17 protein-coding genes and 1 riboswitch are annotated in these 18,425 nt (G+C 64.4%); of the genes, 9 read left to right on the forward strand and 8 right to left on the reverse strand.

Annotated features, from left to right (window positions below; all coding sequences use genetic code 11):
• Positions 1–489 precede the first annotated feature (489 nt).
• Positions 490–2,508 (reverse strand): TonB-dependent receptor, encoded by a 2,019-nt coding sequence (locus IGB42_RS04270; RefSeq protein WP_159667285.1) that lies wholly within the window; start codon positions 2,506–2,508, stop codon positions 490–492.
• A gap of 124 nt (positions 2,509–2,632) precedes the next feature.
• Positions 2,633–2,827: riboswitch (cobalamin riboswitch) on the reverse strand.
• Positions 2,828–2,879: 52 nt separating this feature from the next.
• Positions 2,880–3,476, reverse strand: coding sequence for a GGDEF domain-containing protein (locus IGB42_RS04275; RefSeq protein ID WP_159667288.1), 597 nt, complete (start codon positions 3,474–3,476; stop codon positions 2,880–2,882).
• A gap of 133 nt (positions 3,477–3,609) precedes the next feature.
• Here IGB42_RS04275 and waaC point away from each other — a divergent pair, with 133 nt between their 5' ends.
• Both waaC and waaA read left to right on the forward strand, forming a co-directional pair.
• The gene (waaC, locus tag IGB42_RS04280; RefSeq protein WP_159667291.1) at positions 3,610–4,569 is read left to right on the forward strand and encodes a lipopolysaccharide heptosyltransferase I; all 960 of its coding nucleotides are present in this window, start codon (positions 3,610–3,612) and stop codon (positions 4,567–4,569) included.
• Positions 4,566–5,837 carry a lipid IV(A) 3-deoxy-D-manno-octulosonic acid transferase gene (waaA, locus tag IGB42_RS04285; RefSeq protein ID WP_159667294.1) on the forward strand — a complete coding sequence of 424 codons (1,272 nt, stop codon included), beginning with the start codon at positions 4,566–4,568 and terminating at the stop codon, positions 5,835–5,837. The genes waaC and waaA overlap by 4 nt, the downstream gene beginning before the upstream one ends.
• 16 nt (positions 5,838–5,853) lie before the next feature.
• Here the strand turns inward: waaA and IGB42_RS04290 are convergent, their stop codons facing one another.
• The 5 genes from IGB42_RS04290 to IGB42_RS04310 form a co-directional block, all read right to left on the reverse strand.
• A complete protein-coding gene (locus IGB42_RS04290) occupies positions 5,854–6,003 on the reverse strand; it encodes a hypothetical protein (RefSeq protein WP_159667297.1) in 150 nt (49 codons plus the stop codon).
• Positions 5,997–6,524, reverse strand: a complete 528-nt coding sequence (locus tag IGB42_RS04295; RefSeq protein WP_159667300.1) for an ABC transporter substrate-binding protein — start codon at positions 6,522–6,524, stop codon at positions 5,997–5,999. Before IGB42_RS04295 ends, IGB42_RS04290 begins: the two co-directional genes overlap by 7 nt.
• 117 nt (positions 6,525–6,641) lie before the next feature.
• Positions 6,642–7,580: an autotransporter domain-containing protein gene (locus tag IGB42_RS04300; RefSeq protein ID WP_159667303.1), complete on the reverse strand. Its 939-nt coding sequence runs from the start codon at positions 7,578–7,580 to the stop codon at positions 6,642–6,644.
• 92 nt (positions 7,581–7,672) lie between these two features.
• Positions 7,673–8,536: a DMT family transporter gene (locus IGB42_RS04305; protein ID WP_159667306.1), complete on the reverse strand. Its 864-nt coding sequence runs from the start codon at positions 8,534–8,536 to the stop codon at positions 7,673–7,675.
• On the reverse strand, positions 8,536–9,753 hold the full coding sequence (locus IGB42_RS04310; protein ID WP_159667309.1) for an HD-GYP domain-containing protein: 1,218 nt from the start codon (positions 9,751–9,753) through the stop codon (positions 8,536–8,538). The genes IGB42_RS04305 and IGB42_RS04310 overlap by 1 nt, the downstream gene beginning before the upstream one ends.
• Positions 9,754–9,892: 139 nt before the next feature.
• Between IGB42_RS04310 and IGB42_RS04315 the strand changes: the two genes are divergently transcribed.
• The 6 genes from IGB42_RS04315 to IGB42_RS04340 all read left to right on the forward strand — a co-directional run bounded on the left by IGB42_RS04315 (position 9,893) and on the right by IGB42_RS04340 (position 16,189).
• Positions 9,893–12,517, forward strand: a complete 2,625-nt coding sequence (locus IGB42_RS04315) for a bifunctional diguanylate cyclase/phosphodiesterase (protein ID WP_159667312.1) — start codon at positions 9,893–9,895, stop codon at positions 12,515–12,517.
• Entirely contained in the window at positions 12,495–12,872 is a 378-nt protein-coding gene (locus IGB42_RS04320) for a 2Fe-2S iron-sulfur cluster-binding protein (protein WP_159667316.1), read from the forward strand. The genes IGB42_RS04315 and IGB42_RS04320 overlap by 23 nt, the downstream gene beginning before the upstream one ends.
• Before the next feature lie 86 nt (positions 12,873–12,958).
• The gene (locus tag IGB42_RS04325) at positions 12,959–13,969 is read left to right on the forward strand and encodes a sulfate ABC transporter substrate-binding protein (RefSeq protein ID WP_159667319.1); all 1,011 of its coding nucleotides are present in this window, start codon (positions 12,959–12,961) and stop codon (positions 13,967–13,969) included.
• 74 nt (positions 13,970–14,043) lie between these two features.
• Complete coding sequence (locus tag IGB42_RS04330; protein WP_159667322.1) at positions 14,044–14,682, forward strand: peroxiredoxin; 639 nt, start codon at positions 14,044–14,046, stop codon at positions 14,680–14,682.
• Between the two features lie 92 nt (positions 14,683–14,774).
• Positions 14,775–15,614, forward strand: coding sequence for an EAL domain-containing protein (locus IGB42_RS04335; RefSeq protein WP_159667325.1), 840 nt, complete (start codon positions 14,775–14,777; stop codon positions 15,612–15,614).
• Entirely contained in the window at positions 15,614–16,189 is a 576-nt protein-coding gene (locus IGB42_RS04340) for an alpha/beta hydrolase (RefSeq protein ID WP_159667328.1), read from the forward strand. The genes IGB42_RS04335 and IGB42_RS04340 overlap by 1 nt, the downstream gene beginning before the upstream one ends.
• Positions 16,190–16,404: 215 nt before the next feature.
• On the opposite strand, the gene IGB42_RS04345 is transcribed toward IGB42_RS04340, so the two are convergent.
• Positions 16,405–16,755, reverse strand: a complete 351-nt coding sequence (locus tag IGB42_RS04345; protein ID WP_159667331.1) for a hypothetical protein — start codon at positions 16,753–16,755, stop codon at positions 16,405–16,407.
• A 170-nt stretch (positions 16,756–16,925) separates the two neighbouring features.
• Here IGB42_RS04345 and IGB42_RS04350 point away from each other — a divergent pair, with 170 nt between their 5' ends.
• Positions 16,926–18,356, forward strand: a complete 1,431-nt coding sequence (locus IGB42_RS04350; RefSeq protein ID WP_159667334.1) for a PLP-dependent aminotransferase family protein — start codon at positions 16,926–16,928, stop codon at positions 18,354–18,356.
• Positions 18,357–18,425 lie beyond the last annotated feature (69 nt).

The raw sequence follows: 18,425 nt of genomic DNA on the forward strand, positions 1-18,425 counted from the left end.
AAATGGACAGCTGAACCTCAGATTTGCTTGCCGGATTGGCAGGAACCAGGCTCAGCCGGGCCCCTGATAGCGCGTGCCTGCGGTCTCCATCACCTGCCCACCATCTGAAATACACCCGGCCTCCTGATTCAACAGCGCTCGTTCATGCCACCAACGAGCGACAGCGAGGCTCCCTCGCGGCGGCGAAGGCGGAGGGTGTGGAGTCGATCAGGGAGAGCCGGCGTTTCGCCCGCCAGAACAGGTGAGAACCCGGCTCCGCCGGGTTCCTGATGCCGTCTGCCCCGGGACCATCACCGGTTCGCCATCTGAAATGCATCTGATTCAACAGTACTCATTCATGCCACCAACGAGCGACAGCGAGGGCGAGAGGTGTGGAATCGATCAGGAAGAGCCGGCGTTTCGCCCGCCAGAACAGGTGAGAACCCGGCTCCGCCGGGTTCCTGATGCCGGTTATCCACAGATAACCCCAATACCGTGCAGAACAGGCTCTCAGAAATGCGCAGAGATCGATGCCATCACGTTGCGCCCTTCAGCCGGGTACAGGCTATAGGCGCCGGTAGTGCCCAGGCTGCCGGCGCGGATGCCGTAGCTGGCGTATTGCTTGTCGAACAGGTTGTCCACCACCAGCGATGCATCCCAGTTCCTGGCCAGCCGTTGCGTGTAGCGTGCACCGACCAGCGTGTAGGCGGGCAACTTCGTGCCGAACTGATTGGCCTGATCGTTGTCGAGGCGCTGCTCGCCCACGTATTGCACGTTGAACGCCAGTTGCGAGCCCTCCACCACCTGCCAGGCCAGCGCCACGTTGGACAGCCACGCCGGCACCATCGGCACGGTATTGCCGGCGATGTTCACGCCGCTGGCATTGCCGCGGCGGAAGGTGGCGTCCTGCCAGGTCAGGTTGCCCGACAACACGATGGCCGGCGTGAATGCATAGCGGCCGGATAGCTCCACGCCATCGCGGCGGGTGGGGTCGAGGTTCACATTGGCGCCGAAGCCGAAATTGGCCAGCGGGCTGTAGTAGATCTCGTTTTCCAGGTCGTAACGGTATACGGCCAGCTGCGCACTGGCGTTGTTGCCATCCCAGCCCACGCCGATTTCCTGGTCTTTCGACGTTTGCGGCTGCAGCGGCACCATGGTGTAAACCAGCTCATCCGCGTTGGCGAGGCGGAAACTGCGGCCCACCCTGGCATACGCCGAGAAACCGCTGCCGAACGGCTGGCGGATACCCAGTTGCCACGCATTGAGGCCCCGATCGCTGCCGGAACTGAAGCCATAGCCGCTCAGGTCGGTCACCTCATCGTTCAGCCACGCGTGGCGCGCGCCCAGCGTGATGCGTGTTTCACTGAATGCCAGCAGGTTGGCTTCGGCAAATACCGCACGATGGCGTTGTGCGGTCTGCATTGCCGCCACCGGCACGGCGCCCTGGCCCACGTCCATGTTGCTGCCCAGCCAGTCGAAGCCGGCAACGATCTGCTGGCCATCGCCGAATGGCAGCTGGTAGCGGATGGCCGCAGTTTTCTCGGTCAGCTCGCGCTGGTCGTAATAATCGCCATAGATGCTGTTGTAGTAGCTATCGGTGTCCTTGCCACGCACCGCGCCTTCAACGTACAGCATGCCCGGGCCGGCGGCCTGCACCAGCTGGAAGCCGGCGCTCCGGTTCTGCACGTCGCTGTAGTCTTTCGGTGTCGACGTGCCATCCGGATCATTCGCGTATTCGTTCAGGCCAGTCGCCGGATCTACCTTGCGGCTACCTGGCAGGCCCAGGTGCTGGTCGCCGCCACGGACGTACACATTGATATTGCCGCCATCGTGGCGCCACGCCAGCGCTACGCCCAGGTTGTTGCGCTCCTCGGCGTTGTTGTCGCGCTGGTGATCGGTACGCATGGCCTGGCCGTATGCGTCGACCGCAACCGATCCGGTGGCCTTGTGCAGCGCAACGTCGAGCTGGCGCAAACTGAAGCTGCCCAGCGTGCCGGTCGCCTCAACCATATCGGCAGCGCGGAATGCGCCGCTGGTGATGATGTTGATCACGCCACCGGTGGTACCGCCACCGTATTGCACGCTGCCGCTGCCACGGACGATCTCGATGCGCTCGATGGCAGACAGTGGCAGGAAAGACAGATTGGGCGCGGACAGATCATTGCTGTTCTGCTGCACGCCATCGACCAGGATCAGCGTATTGCTGCTGCCATTCATGCCGAAGCCGCGCAGGTCGACAATGCCGTCCGGCGTGCCGTTGCTGCTGAAGAAATGCACGCCGGCAGCGCCGGAGAGCACGTCCTGCACGGTGGTAGCGGTCGATTGCGCGATATCGGCGGCGGTAATGACGGTCACGCTGGCCGGCACGGTGCTTTCCGGGCCGGGCACCCGTGCGGCGGTCACGATGACCGGATCCAGGGTGTAAGCCGGTACATCGGCGGCATGGGCGCTACCGAGCACGGCAAGGCAAGCCGCAAGCGGCGTGAGGCGGTTATTGCGGAAAAAGCTACGCTGGAACAGGCTGGACATTGGACACACTCCCGTGAACATGAAAGGGAGTGCGAAAGACCGACCGGCATGCGGCGTGCGGAAATCCTGCGGATAGCCCGAGCGCCGGCATATGCCGGTCGTACTTCGGACTTCACCCCGAGTCTTCCGCACTGCAGTGTCAGGCCGGTCTCCGGGCTCATTGCTCTTCTGTACCGCCTTCCCGGCTTTGCAGCCAGTGGCATCGTGGTACAGCGTCCATGCAATTTACCGTTGCGGGGGCAGCTCGGGGTTTGCTGATACACCCGATTCCCAGTTTAACCCGCCACGCATGGCAGGCACCCGACAGGGCGCGCAGTGTAGCACCCCGCAGGGCATTTACGCCTTTACCTTTTGGCCCAACCGTCAGGCGGTCAGCGCTCGTCGGTATGGATCACGCCACAGGCGGCATCCGCGGCCAGCAGCAGGTCTTCGATGGTATCCGATTCGTCGGCGATCATTGCCGCCCCCACGGTCACGCTGACGCTGATTTCGCGCCCGTCCGGCAGCGTCACCGGCGTGGCAGCCACGCGCTGGCGCACGCGCGCCGCCACCGTCTGCGCGCCATCGAGCGGGGTATCGGGCAGCACCAGCGCGATCTCCTCGCTGGAAAAACGCCCCAGCAGATCGAAATCACGCACGCTGCCCCGGCAGCACTCGGCCACGTGCTGCAGCACCAGGTCACCGCCATGCGTGCCGTAGCGCTCGTTCAACTTGCGCATCTGGTCGATATCCACCAGCAACGCCGACAGTAGGTGCCCGCCGCGCTGGCTGCGGTTGACCTCGCGCCCGGCCTGCTCCAGAAACGTCGCGCGCGTGGGCAGGCCGGTCAGCACATCGATACGTTCGTTCACGCGCTGCGCCGCGCGCAAACGGGCACGCTGCCACGAGATACCGAGCGCCAGCGCCGCCAGCCAGCCCAGCGTTGCCACGCCCCATGCGATTGCCATCCAGTTGTCGTCGCCGCCCATTGCATCCTGCCCTCTGCCGATTCAATCAGTGTATGTGCTGGTTGGCCAATTTGCATCCGGGCCAGCCTGCGCCGGCCGGGCCGGCGGTAAAGGCACATCGCCGCGCGCAGGCCGGGCAAGTACAATCACGGCCATGTCCAGAATCCTGCTGCTTCGCCTGTCGTCGATGGGCGATGTCATCCATACCTTGCCGGCGGTCACCGATCTGGCCCGCGCCTTGCCGGACACCCGCATCGACTGGGTGGCCGAGGAAGGCTTTGCCGAACTGCCACGGCTGCACCCGGCGGTGAGCAGGGTGATTCCCATCGCGCTGCGCCGCTGGCGCAAAAACGCGCTGGACGCGGCAACACGCCGTGAATTCGCCGCGTTCCGCCAGCAGTTGCAAAGCACGCGCTACGATCTCGTGCTCGATATCCAGGGTTTGCTGAAAAGCGCCACCATCGGCCGCTTTGCGCATGGCCCGCTGGCCGGCTACGACCGCCACAGCATTCGTGAGCCACTGGCCAGCCTGCTGTACAGCAAACGGTATCCGGTATCGCGGGATCAGCACGCGGTGCTGCGCAGCCGCCAGCTGATGGCAGCCGCCATGGGCTACACGCCGGCCGGCCCGGTCGATTACGGCTTGCCGGCAGCGGCCGCAGCGTTGCCGTGGCTGCCCGACCAGCGCCATGCGGTGTTGCTCACCGCGACCAGCCGTGCCGACAAGGAATGGCCGGAAGCACACTGGATCGCGCTGGGGCAGCAGTTGGCCGCAGCCGGGCTGGCCAGCGTGCTGCCGTGGGGTAGCCCGGCGGAACGCGCACGTGCCGAACGCCTGGCCACAGCCATACCGAATGCCATGGTCGCCCCCCGCCTCAGCCTGACCGAAGCCGCCGCGCTGCTGGCTGGCAGCGCCATCGTCGTCGGTGTGGATACCGGCCTGGCCCATCTGGCTGCGGCGGTGGCCGCACCGGTGGTGGCGATCTTCTGCGCGTCTGACCCCGTCAGGACCGGTGTGCTGGCCAACAGCTACGCGGTCAACCTGGGCCGGGCCGGCGCCGCACCGGATGTGGCCACCGTGTGGCAGGCCGTGGTGGCCGGGGTCCGCTCGTGAGCCGTTTTTTCTATTCACTGCTGTTCTACCTGATCACGCCGGGGATTGCCACGTACTTGCTGCGGCGCGCGCGCAAGCAGCCGGAATACCGCCAGCACTGGCGCGAGCGCTGGGCGCTGTATGACCACAGCACGCTGGCGCTGCCAGCAGGTGCGCGGCCCATCTGGCTGCACGCGGTATCGGTGGGGGAAATGCGCGCCGCCATGCCGCTGATCCGTGCACTGCACCAGCAATACCCAGCCCGCCCGCTGCTGCTCACCTGCATGACGCCCACCGGCCGCGCCACTGCGCAGGAGCTGTACGGCGATATCGCGCAGATCATGTACCTGCCATACGACTACCCATACGCAGTGCGGCGCTTCCTCAAGCGCTACCGGCCCGCCATCGGCCTGCTGCTGGAAACCGAGCTGTGGCCCAACCTGCTGGCGGCATGCCGGCGCCAGCGCGTGCCGGTGTGGCTGGTCAACGCGCGGCTATCAGCCAAATCCGCCGCCGGCTACCAGCACATACGCTGGCTGGCCGCACCGGCATTCGGTCGGCTGACCGGCGCGCTGGCGCAAGCCCCGGCCGATGCCGAGCGCCTGATCGCGCTGGGCACCGGTAATGTGCACGTCACCGGCAACCTCAAGTTCGAAAACGTGCCGGACCGGGCCATGGTCGAGCGCGGCCTGCACTGGCGCAGTCTGTTCGGTAACCGGCCGGTGCTGCTGCTAGCATCCAGCCGCGAAGGCGAAGAACTGCTGCTGGGCGATGCGCTGCGCGCTGCCGGCCTGCCGGCGGATACGTTGTGGATCGTGGTGCCACGCCATCCGCAACGCTTCGATGAAGTCGCCAGCCTGCTCGAAACGGCCGACTGGCGCGTAGCGCGCCGTAGTCAATGGCAGGAAACCCCGCTGCCGGCCGATGTGCAGGTGCTGCTGGGCGACAGCATGGGCGAAATGGTGGCGTGGAGCGCGGCAACGGATGTGGCCATCATCGGCGGCTCGCTGCTGCCGTTTGGCAGCCAGAGCCTGATCGAAGCGTGTGCGGTAGGCACGCCGGTGCTGCTGGGGCCATCCACCTATAATTTCTCGCAGGCAGCGGCCGAGGCACTGGAGCGCGGCGCGGCATTGCAGGGCGAAGATGCCGCCGCAGTGGCGCAACTGGCGGTGCCGCTGCTGGCAGATCCCGCGCGCCGCAAGGCCATGGGCGATGCCGGGCAGGCATTCACCGCCGCGCACCGTGGCGCCACCGTGCGCGTGCTGTCACACTTGGAAGTGGACGGCTGACGCGGCGGTAGCCATATCAGCGGTAAGCGGCCGAAATGCGCTCGACCGCGCCCCGCTTCTGCAGCTGCCGCACCGCTGCGTCCAGCTTGCTTAAAATGGCCCGATCCAGCTGCGGGTTGCAGCCCAGCCACATTTCACCGTCCTTGCCCGCCGCCAGCGTCAGCACCGCCTTGATGCTGCCGCGTTGCCCCGCGCGCAACGCCCGGTATGGCCCCACCCTGCCGCCGGCCACAGGTCGATGCGCCCGGCGTGCAGCTTGAGCAGATTCTGTGCATCACTGGTCACGCGCTCGACCGGAATACCCATTTTCTCTGCCACATCGGTATACGCATCGCCGTTATAGCCGCCCACGCGCAGCCGCTTTGCATCGGCCACGTTGTTGACGCGGACCGGATTACTCGCCAGTGCGAACAGCTTGATATCGTCCGCCACCAGCGGGCCGATCCATTGGAACCAGTGTTCGCGCTCATGGGTGCGCACTGCCGAGTACACGCAGGTATCGGGCTGCGTGCGGGCCAGGAACAGTGCCCGTGCCCACGGCAACAACTTGAAATCGGCGCGCAGGCCAGCCAGTTGCAGCGATTCACGCAGCAGCTCGGTGGAAATGCCGGTAACCACCTCACCAGACAGCATATTGAACGGCGGGTAGTCTTCGGTCACCAGCGTCAAGGCAGCAGCGTGCTGCATCGCGACCGCCATGCAGGCTGATATCAACAGGTAACCCGGCTTTGCCATTGCGCGCTCCCGGCCAGCGGCCCGAGCCTTCAGCTTAGCGCGTCACAGCGACCACCGCCCGCCTGCGCGTCAGAAGCTGACCGCCAGCCCCACCGAATAGCCGGATACGTTGTTGCCGAACACATGGCGCAGCACCAGCCGGGTGCGGGTGACGAAAATGTCGTAAGCGCTGGAATCAAGCTCCAGCCCCAGACCGACCGAGGTCAGGTAATCAAACCCCAGGATGCCCGCCTGGCTGCCCATATAGTGTGAGTGCGACAGCTCAAGCACGTAGCGCACCGGGCGGCTCAATGCAGTCAGGCCGGTGGGCGCGCGATAGCGGGCATACAGGTTGGCGGTCTGCGCATCGGCAGTCCCCTTTACCGCTGTCGACGTGCCACCATAGCTTTCCAGCCGGATATCCGAGTAGCGCAGCTCGATGTCGATCTCGCCTTCGGGGCGCACGTGCTCGTAATCGAGCATCAGCGAGCCGCCATAGCCATAGGCCTTGAGCGTGCCATGGTGCAGGAACTCGATATCCGTGTCGGCCTTGTAGTTGATGAATGCCTGCGCCAGCCTCAGATCGCTGGCCACATATCCCAGCGAGAAATTCACGATGGGACGGATCACCAGTTCCTTGTCTTCGGTCAGCGGGAAATCCCAGCCGATGCCGCCGGTGCCGGAAACCGTATTCCATTTCACCGGCAGCTTGCGCGTTTCCTGGCCATCTGTGGCCAGATAGGTGGGATCGTAACGGCTGGCGGCAATCGCGCCCTCAAGATAAAGGGGCGTGTCATGGCTGATGGTGAAACCGCCGCCGAACTGGGTCATGCCGATTTCCGGGTTGCCGGTATTGCCATTGCTGATGGAGACCGAGCTGGATGTCAGATCGGGCACCACCGAATACGACATCAGCGACAGCACCGCATTGGCCTGCTTTTGCATATTGATGCCGGGCAGCGAAAACGGTGCAGCTTGCGCCACCGGTGACAGCGCCGCAACGGCCAGAAACAGGGGAAACGACTTCATCTGCGATCCTTGTGCGCGGATATCCACCCACCATATTCGCAGATTTTTGCCGCTGCAATGATTACAGCAGCAAGCGTTGTATCAGCGTGCAGTCAATCCGGCACCATTTTGCGTGGCGCCATCTGGTGCACTACAAGGCCCGCCAGGATCAATGCGGTGCCGGCAACGATTTGCGCGGTGACTGTTTCGGCATTGAGTGCATGGCCCAGCCACAGCGCCGCCGCGGGCGATGCGAGCGACAGCAACGCCACCTGCGCGGGCCGGCATTCGCGGATCATCCAGTAATAAACGCTGAAACCCAGCGCCGAGCCGATGATGGCCAGGTAGGCCACCGCGCCCAGCGCGCGCATGGGCGCAACGGCTGGCAGCGGCATGCCGGCAAGCAGCCACGCCAGCCCGGTCAGCGCTGCGCAAACCAGCAGCGCGCCGGTATTGACCGCCAGTGCGGACAACCCTTGCGAATCGATTTTCAGCCGCACCGCGGTAGCCGATTGCAGCATCACCGCCACCAGCACCACCAGAAGCCCCAGCGCCGCGCCGCCAAAGCCATGGGCAAAAATCACCCCCAGCCCGGCCACCCCCAGCGCCACGCCCACCAGTTCACGCAATGCCGGTTTTTCATGCAGCCACAGATGGGTGAACAGCGCGGTGGAAAAGGGAATCAGCCCGAACAGCACCGCCACGGTGCCGGACGACACGCTGTGCGATGCCCAGTAGGTGCACGCCATCGACAGGCTGGTGCCCAGCCCGCCCACCAAGTAGGCGCGCCGCGCGCCGGCATGCATGGGCAGCGTGCGCCCGGTAATGCGCAGCAGCAGCCAGCACGCCAGCGCCGCAGTGCCAAAGCGGCCGAACAGCGCCAGTTGCACCGGCAAGCCGTGCACGCTCCAGTTGATGGCCAGCGCCGTGGTCGACCAGACGCCGATCAGTACCAGTGCAGCCAGCAACTTCTTCATCAGGCCGCCAGCAGCACGCGCGCGATATCAATACCGTATTTCTCTGCAGACTCGAACCCGATGATCTTGTCGCCGCCGCTGCGCGCTGCATGCGCCAGATCGAGGATTTCCGGCGGGATATAGCTGTTCTGCCGCGTGGAATACACCAGCTTCACCACCGGCGTCAGCGCGGTAGCGTCGTTCTGCTCGATCACCACGCCCAGGCGGCCGGATTCGAGCTGGACCAGCGTGCCCACCGGATAGATGCCGATGGTGCGGATGAACGACTGCACCAGTTGCGGATTGAAATGGTGCGGGCTCCACTCCCACAGCTTGCGCAGCACCTGCGGTGCGGGCATGCCCTTGTGGTAGCAGCGATCCGAAGTGATGGCGTCATATACATCGACGATGGACGCCATCTGCACCAATTGGCTCAGCTCGCCAGCCTTGCGCTTGTACGGATAGCCGCTGCCATCCTGGCGCTCGTGATGCAGCAGCGTGATATCCAGCGCCACCGGGTCCACGCCCTCCATCTGGCGCAGCAGGTTCCACCCTTCCAGCGGGTGCGAGCGCATCACGTCGAACTCTTCGGCGGTCAGCTTGCCCGGCTTGTTGAGGATATGGTCGGGCACCAGCATCTTGCCGGTATCGTGCAGCAGGCCGCCCACGCCACCTTGCTGCACCTCGCGCGGATCCAGCCCCAGGCTTTTCGCGAACGTGATCATCAGCGTGCCCACCGCCACCGAGTGCAGGAACGTGTATTCGTCCTTGTTCTTGATGCCGATCAGGCCGATCAGCGCGCCGGCGTTGCGGTCTATCGATTCCGCCAGCAGCGCCGCCACGTCCTCGACCTGGGCCACTTCCATGGCGCGGCCCATGCGTGCATCCATCATCACGCGCCGCACCATCTGGCCCGCTTCCTGGTGGATGCGGCTGGCGCGGCTCATTTCCGCCTGCGCCGTGATGCGCACCGGCACCACTGGCTCGGCCAATGCCGCCATCAGCGTGGCTTCATTGTGCGCCTGCGCCTCTTCCAGCGTGGGGGCATCGCCCACATCGCGACCGCGCGTGGCATCGATATACAGCGCCTGCACACCGGTATCGATCACGCGCTGCAGATCGGCGTCGTTTTCCAGCAGGAACTGGTTGCGCACGAACGGGTGATCGAACCACGCCACATTCAGGTCGTGGATATACATGCCGGGTGTAAGCTGATCGATGCGTATTTTTTTGATCATGTAGCACCACCTCGCCGGTGGCTGTAATGTATGGTGGATTGTAGTTGCTGATGATCGCCTGCCTGCAGGTTTTATCTTGCAGCGGCACCGTGACGCGAGCGTGAGCTAGAATCGCCAAAACATTAGAAAACGCTATTCAATGCCATCCAAGAGTCTGTTCGATCCTCATACCCGTCGCCAGTGGCGCCACGTCTGGCTGCTGGGCGTGGCCTTGTGTGCGTGGGCGCTGGTGCTGGTGGCATGGGAAAGCTGGGATGACTACCGCTCCAGCGAGGCCCAGTACAAGCGCCGCCTGCTGTCGGCCGCGCGCCTCGTCACCACGCAGTTTGACCAGATCCTCGCACAAAGTGTTGCAAGCGTCGGCAATATTGGCACCGAACTGGCGGTGCGTGCCAACCGCAATCCGGTAGATAGCGCAGACTACCTTGATGTGCTACGGACCGCCGCACGCTACGACACGCAATCGCACGGGCTGTTCGTGCTGGACGACAACCAGCTGTGGCTGGTGGACCAGAACGGCCGGCTGGAAGGCCGGTTGGCGGTGCAGACACGCATCCGCGCCGCCGTCGCCAGCGATGCCGGCCAGGTGCTGGGGCTGCCGGTGCAGACCGAGGCAGATGGCGGCTTCGTCATTCCGGTGGTGCAGCGCTACAGCCTGCGCAATGGCCGCAAGATCGTGGTGGGCAGCCTGCTGCCCGGTGCACGCTTCAACGAGCTTTATCAGCGCCTGATCATCAGCCCCGGCCTGACCTTCGGCCTGGTGCGCTCGGATGGGCGCTTGCTGCTGTGCGCGCCAGACGCCACCGACCGCCGGCTGGGCCTGCCGGTGAACATCACGCCGGACAGCGAAAGCACGCTGCCGGGTGCACCATGCGGCACGCTGGCGGATCAACCGGACAACGGCTTGTTCATGCTGTCGCAATCGGCGCAGTTTCCGTTCAGCAGTTTTTACGGCGTACACCGCAGTACCTATACCGCGCTGTGGCAGCAGCGGCTGAACTGGCGACTGATCTCGCTGGCCATCCTGGGCGTGGTGATCGGCCTGTTCACGTTCACGCTGCGCCGTTTCGTGCGCCAGCTGGTGCAGCACGGGCGTTTTCACCGCCAGATGTTCCTGACCGTCAACGACGGCATCCTGCTGGTGGAGAAAGGCCACGTGGTCGATGCCAATGATGCCGCATGCGAGCTGTTCGGCGTAGTGGGCAACCATGAACTGCTGGGGCGCTCGCTGGCCGAGCTGTCGCCGCCGCAACAACCCGATGGCCAGCCATCGGGCGCACATGGCGAGGAACTGCTCGATGCTGCCGCATCCGGCCTGATCACCGGATTCAACTGGCAGCTCAGACGCATGGACAACGGCACGCTGTTCGACAGCGAAATCCGCCTCAACCCGTTCCAGCATGGCGAAACACCACACATCCTGATGGCGATACGCGATGTATCCGAGGCCCAGCACTACCTGGCGCAGCAGGAATACCTGGCCAACCACGATCTGCTCACCCAGTTGCCCAACCGCTACTGGATGAGCCGCCGCATCGACAGCCTGATCGCCGCGGAGCCCGGCCGGGCGCTGGCCTTCCTGCTGCTGGACCTGAACCGCTTCAAGGAAATCAACGATACGCTGGGCCACCAGGTGGGCGACGAAATCCTGCAGACGCTGGGCACGCGGCTGGCAGACTGGGTAAAGACCCAAGGCGCGGACACCGCGCGGCTGGGTGGCGATGAACTGGCGGTGGCCTTGCCCTTCGACGGGCAGGAAGCCACGCTGGCGCAGGTATGCGATGACATCGCCGCGGTGATCCGCGAGCCCTTGTGGGCCGGCAACCTGGCGCTGGAGCTGACCGCAAGCATCGGCGTGGCGTTCTATCCCGCGCATGGCAACGATGCGATCTCGCTGGCACGCTGCGCGGATATCGCCATGTACGAAGCCAAGCGCAGCCGCCAGCATGTCAGCCTGTACCGCAGCGGCATGGACCGCTTCACGCCGGAGCGACTGGCACTGCACGCCGAGCTGGCGCAGGCCATCCGCGAAGACCGCCTCGCGCTGGTGTACCAGCCAAAGGTCAGCGCGCTGGATGGCAGCATCGCCGGTTGCGAGGCGCTGCTGCGCTGGTCGCATGCGGAGCGCGGCATGATCTCACCGGGCGAATTCATCCCGATGGCGGAAAACTCCGAGCTGATCCGCCCGCTCACCGCGTGGGTGATCGACCATGCGCTGGCGCAGGTGCGGCAGTGGCTCGATAGCGGGCTGACCATCCAGGTGGCGGTGAACATCAGTGCACGCAACCTGCTGGATGCGGACCTGGTCGGCCTGGTAGTGGACAGCCTGCGCCGCCACCGCGTGCCCGCATCACTGCTGGAACTGGAAGTGACCGAATCCGCGCTGCTGGAAGACCCGGAAACCGCACTGGCCCGGCTCACGCGCCTTCATGATCTGGGCGTGAGCATGGCGATCGACGATTTCGGCACCGGTTATTCATCACTGGCCTACCTGAAGCGCCTGCCGGTGCAGGTGCTCAAGATCGACCGCACCTTCATCGCACCGCTGGTCACCAGCCAGCCCGACGTGCTGATCGTGCAATCGACCATCGGCCTCGCGCACAGCTTCGGCCTCAAGGTGGTGGCCGAGGGCGTCGAGGATGCTGCCATCCTCGATATCCTGCGCGGGCTGGGCTGCGATCTGGCACAGGGCTACCACATCGCCCGGCCGCAGCCGCCGGCCGCGATCGAGGCGTGGTTCCGTGAGCACGCCGTCGTCGCCTGAGCCGGCTGCCGTAGCGCTGCGCTTTTTCGCTGCGGACGGGCAGTTCCTGCTGGCTACGCACGCCCCCGCAGGCAGCAGGCTGATCGACACGGTACGCCTGCTGGGCCAGCAAGGCCGGCTCAATCTGCCATGGCGCTGTGCGCAGGGTACGTGCGGCACTTGCGTGGTTCATTTGCAACATGCCAGCAGCGGCGGCACCCTGCTGATGCCGGCGATGGAACGCAATGTGCTGATACGCCGCGGCCTGCTGGATACTGCTGAAAAACCCACAGGAATTGATGAAAAACAGACAGCCAGGCTGGCGTGCCATGTGCGCTGTAGCGCGGATTTGCTGGTTTATATCAAAATAGAATAAAAACAAAAAACATCATTCTTTATTGAATAAAGACCGCTCTGGCACACTCCGTCGTGTTCATATTCCAAATACGCACGGAGATCGCAATGTCTTATCGCAAACTGTTTGCTGCCCTGACACTGGCCGCTGTTACCACCACCGGCTGGGCCGCCACCGTCGAGCTGCTCAACGTCTCTTACGATCCGACACGCGAACTCTATCAGGACTACAACAAGGCTTTCGCCAAGTACTGGAAGGCCAAGACCGGCGACGACGTGGTGATCAAGCAATCGCACGGTGGCTCCGGCAAGCAGGCACGCTCGGTGCTCGATGGCCTGCAGGCCGACGTGGTGACACTGGCGCTGGCCTACGACATTGACGAGCTCAACACCAAGGGCAAGCTGCTGGGTGCCGACTGGCAAAAGAAGTACCCGGACAATGCATCCCCATACACCTCGACCATCGTGTTCCTGGTGCGCAAGGGTAACCCCAAGGGCATCAAGGACTGGAATGATCTGGTCCGCCCGGATATCAAGGTGATCACCCCCAACCCGAAGACATCGGGCGGCGCACGCTGGAACTTCCTGGCGGCCTGGGCATGGGCGAAGAAAACCTATGGCAGCGACGACAAGGCGCGTGAATACGTGACCAAGCTGCTGGCCAACGTGCCGATCCTCGATTCCGGTGCACGCGGTTCCACCGTGACGTTTGCAGAACGCGGTCAGGGCGATGTGCTGCTGGCATGGGAAAACGAAGCGGTACTCGCCGGCAAGGAATGGGGCCCGGAGAAGTTCGACATCATCGCGCCGAGCATCTCGATCAAGGCCGAGCCGCCGGTTGCCGTGGTCGACAAGGTGGTCGACAAGAAGGGCACCCGCAAGGTGGCCGAAGCCTACCTGCAGTACCTGTACTCGAAGGAAGGCCAGGAAATCGCCGCGCAGAACTACTACCGCCCGATCGATAAGGAAGTCTACGCCAAGTACGCCAAGCAGTTCCCCAACGTAAAGCTGTTTGATATCGACGACGTGTTCGGCGGCTGGACCAAGGCACAGACCACTTACTTCAGCGATGGTGGCGTATTCGACCAGATCCAGGCTGCCATTGCCGCCAAGAAGTAAAAACGACCGACTATGCTGTTCGTGTGCGCTGCCCCTGCGGGCAGCGCCTCAACCATCGAATCAGGAGTTAGATCATGAGCTTGCGTCTTGGCGATACCGCCCCCGATTTCACCCAGCAATCCTCGGAAGGCGAAATCCGCTTCCACGATTGGGCTGGTGACCAATGGATCGTGCTGTTCTCCCACCCGGCGGACTTCACCCCGGTTTGCACCACCGAGCTGGGCTATACCGCCAAGCTGGCCGATGAATTCAAGAAGCGCAACGTCAAGCCGCTGGCGGTGAGCGTTGACCCGGTCGATTCGCACGAAAAGTGGATTGCCGACATCAACGAAACGCAGAACACCCGCGTGAACTTCCCGATCATTGCCGATGCCGACCGCAAGGTAGCAGAGCTGTACGACATGATCCACCCGAACTCGCTGGCCAACCTGACCGTGCGCACGGTATTCATCATCGACCCGGCCAAGAAAATCCGCCTGACGCTGACCTACCCGGCCAGCACCGGCCGCAATTTCAATGAAATCCTGCGCGTGATCGATTCGCTGCAGCTCACCGATGGCTACAAGGTGGCGACCCCCGCCAACTGGCAGGATGGTGACGACGTGGTGATCGTGCCCTCGCTGCAGGACGAAGCCGAAATCGCCCAGCGCTTCCCCAAGGGTTACCGCGCGGTGCGCCCGTACCTGCGCCTGACACCGCAGCCGAACCGCTGAGCCCTGCCCATGGTTTGACCGCGTAGCAAGCAGATGCGGTCAAGCAGGCCGGGGGCAACCCCGGCTTTTTTTATTGCCATCGAAGACGTCCCATGAGCATACCCACCGAAGACCTTGCCGGGCGGCTGCCGTTGCCGGTACCGCTGCCCACGCTGGAAGACTGGCCCAATGCCGACTTCCTGATCGACCCGGCACGCGGCATCACCGTGAAGGCGCTGGGCCTCAATCTGGCCAGCGTGTTCCAGCCCATCTTCAACCGTGATGGCAAGGTGATCGCGGAAGAAGCGCTGCTGCGCGCCACGGCACGCGGCAAGCCGCTGCCGCCGATGCAGGCATTCGCCAGCGCGGCCAGCCAGCAGCTGGTGGCATTCGACCGGCTATGCCGCACCTTGCACCTGCTCAACTGCGCCACGTTCCAGAGTGAGAACACGCGGCTGTTCCTGAACGTGCATCCGCAATTGCTGGTGCAGGTGGAATCACGCCATGGCGAGGCATTCGGGCGCATTCTGGACAGCGTGGCCTGGTCGCCAGCACGCATCGTGCTGGAAATCACCGAGGACGCGATACCCGATTCACGCGTGGGTCAGGTGCGGGCGGCCATCGAGAGCTACCGCGCCCGTGGCTACGGCATTGCCATCGATGACTTCGGCTCGCGCCATGCCAACCTGGACCGGCTGTGGACGTTCGAGCCGGACATTGTCAAGGTCGACCGCGAGCTGATTGCCCGCGCCGAGCATTCCGCCCCGCTGCGCCGCGCGCTGCCCAAGCTGGTGGAGCTGCTGCACGAGCTGGAAGCGGAAGTGGTGGTAGAGGGCATAGAAACCGCCACCCAGCACCAGTTGGCGGTAGATGCCGGTGCCGATGCAGTGCAGGGCTTTCATCTTGGCGAACCGCGTTATTTCGGCTCGCCGTCACGGACAGGAGCACGTTGATGGATTTGATCGAACGCTGGCTGGATGCCGGCAACAGCGTGGTGGTGGCGCCGGGCTGGCGCGATTCCGGCCCCGAGCACTGGCAGAGCCAGTGGTGCAGCAGCTACCCGCGCTTTTTGCGCGTGGCGCAGCAGGATTGGGAAGAGCCCACCGCCGCCGACTGGGTGCGCGGGCTGGAAGCCACCATTGCCGCCGCCGCCGGCCGCGTGATCCTGGTCGCACACAGCCTGGGCTGCGTGACGGCCAGCCACTGGGCTGCGCTGTCGCAACACCGCAGCAAGATCGCCGCCGCCATGTTGGTGGCGCCGGCCGATGTGGCGCGCGAGGATGTGCCGGCCAGTTTCCGCAGCTTCCTGCCGCTGCCGATTGCGCCGCTGCCGTTCCAGACGCTGCTGGTCGCCAGCGACAACGACCATGCCTGCTCGCTGGACCGCGCCAGCATCCTTGCCGATACCTGGGGCGGGCAATTGCATACGCTGGCCGGCGCCGGCCACATCAACGTGGATTCCGGCCACGGCGACTGGCCGGAAGGGCTGAAGCTGCTGCGCCAGCTGTTACGCCGCACGCCGCTTTGATCGCTGGCGGCGTCCTGCGCCGAAGCCGCTGATCCAGCGGCACCCGGCTCGCGCCATGCACATTTGGCAGCGAGCCCCCGCGTGGCTGCTGGGGTGGGCGTTTGGCATGGCATCAAGAGCGCTGGTGTTTCATCCGCCAGCACAGGCAAGAACCCGGCCAGGCCGGGTTCCTGATGCCGCTTACCCATTGATACGGGTAGGGTAAGGACAAGCGCTCACCCATGCCCCGGCCTGGCAAACAGCGCCATCCCCGGCCGGCTTGCCAGCCATCGCCGCACGCGCTGCCCCAATGGCGTGGGTGCGCCCACGCAAGCGAGCTTGCGCGCGCTCAGCGTGCTGGCGTGGAGAGCAGTCAACGCCACCCAGCCAGCAGAATCGAGCACATGCACGTTGCCGGCTCGCAGCCTGTAGTGCGGTGCAAACATCCGTTCACCCAGCCATTGGGGCGATTCGGCCAGCAGCACTTCCCCGCTGGCCACATGCAGCACCGCGCCACGCCTGCCATAGACCGGCAGCGTCTGCCCTGCCATCAGATCGATCTGTATTACCTGTGTCTTGTCCCGCATCACGCTCTCCTTGCTACCGTGCAAACAGCTTATCGGGCAGGGGCAGCGCAAAACAGGCACAGGAAAATGTCGCGTGATCCTCAACAGCAGGCATGAAACCCATCTGTTGCGATGCAGTAACGGTTTATCTGTATGTGTTCCGGTCCGCAGCAAGGAGGACAATGGCAGCCATGCACAGCGAACCCCTGTACCGCCAGTTGGCGGGCCATTATCTGCAGGCTATTGCCGCCGGCACCCTTGCAGTGGGCGAGCGCATGCCCTCGGTGCGCGTGCTGATGGCGCGGCATGATGTATCGCTCTCCACCGCCCTGCAGGCATGTCGGCTGCTGGAAAGCCGCGGCGTACTGGAAGCACGGCCCCGCTCCGGCTATTTCATCCGCAAGCCGGTCAAAGCCGCGCTGACACCGGCGCGCGAACCGCTATGCACGGTGCCCGATCCGGCACAGTTCGTCGGTGTACACGCGCGCGTATCGGCCATCCTCACGCGCGGGCAGGCCGCCACGGTGCACACCAATTTCTCCGGCGCGGTCGGCGCGCCCGAGCTGTATCCGTATGAAGCATTGCGCAACGCGGCGATACGCGGGCTGCGCCAGCATCCCGATCTGTTCGGCCGCGCCGTGCCACCCAATGGTGCTGCCGTCTTCCGCAATGTGCTGGCGCGGCGGGTGCTGGATGCCCGCATCAACATCGGTGCGGATGAAATCGTCGTCACGCAAGGCTGCGTGGAAGCGCTCAACCTGGCGTTGCGCGCCGTCGCCCAGCCCGGTGACGTGATCGCGGTTGAATCCCCCACCTTCTACGGCCTGTTGCAGATACTGGAAAGCCTGGGGCTGCGTGCACTGGAAATCCCCACCAGCCCGCAGACCGGCATCTCGCTCGAAGCACTGGATCTGGCCGCGCAAACCTACCCGAACATCAAGGGTGTGGTGGTGGTGCCCAACCTGCAAAACCCGCTGGGCAGCATCATGCCCGACAGCCACAAGCAGAAGCTGGTGCAGTGGTGCGAGGCGCAACAGATTGCGCTGATCGAGGACGATACCTATTCAGCGCTGGGCAACAGCGATGTACCGCTATCCGCCCTCAAGGCATGGGATCACAGCGGCAACGTGATCTACTGTGCGTCGCTGCACAAGATCCTCGCGCCGGGCATGCGGCTGGGCTGGATCAGCGCGGGCCGCTGGCAGGCGCGGGTGGAAATGCTCAAGTACGCGCAATCCCGCCCCAACGAAGCGCTGCCGCAGATCGCCGCCGCAGATTACATGGCCTCCAGCGCCTACGAGCGCCACCTGCGCCGGCTGCGCACCCGCCTGCGCGAACAGCGCGAACAGATGGCCGATGCGATCGCCAGCTCGTTCCCCGCCGGCACCTGCTTGAGCGTACCCGAAGGCGGGCTGGCACTGTGGGTGGAAATGCCCGCACAGCGCGAATCGGAAGCGGTATTCGATGCCGCGCTGCAGGCCGGCATCCGTATTGCACCGGGGGTGATGTTCTCCAACCTCAAGCGCTTCAACCACTTCGTGCGCATCAGTTGCGGCCAGCCGTTCACGCGCGAGGTGGATCAGGCCGTGCGCACGCTGGCCGCCATCGTGGCGCGGGGCTGAAGCGCCTCCGCTATCCTTCTGGTAACCACTGGAGGAACTCAGCCGGCGAGCTGCCCCCGGGCAACGCGG

The organism is Andreprevotia sp. IGB-42, assembly GCF_009848685.1.
In the GTDB taxonomy this organism is placed as follows: Bacteria; Pseudomonadota; Gammaproteobacteria; order Burkholderiales; family Chitinibacteraceae; genus Andreprevotia.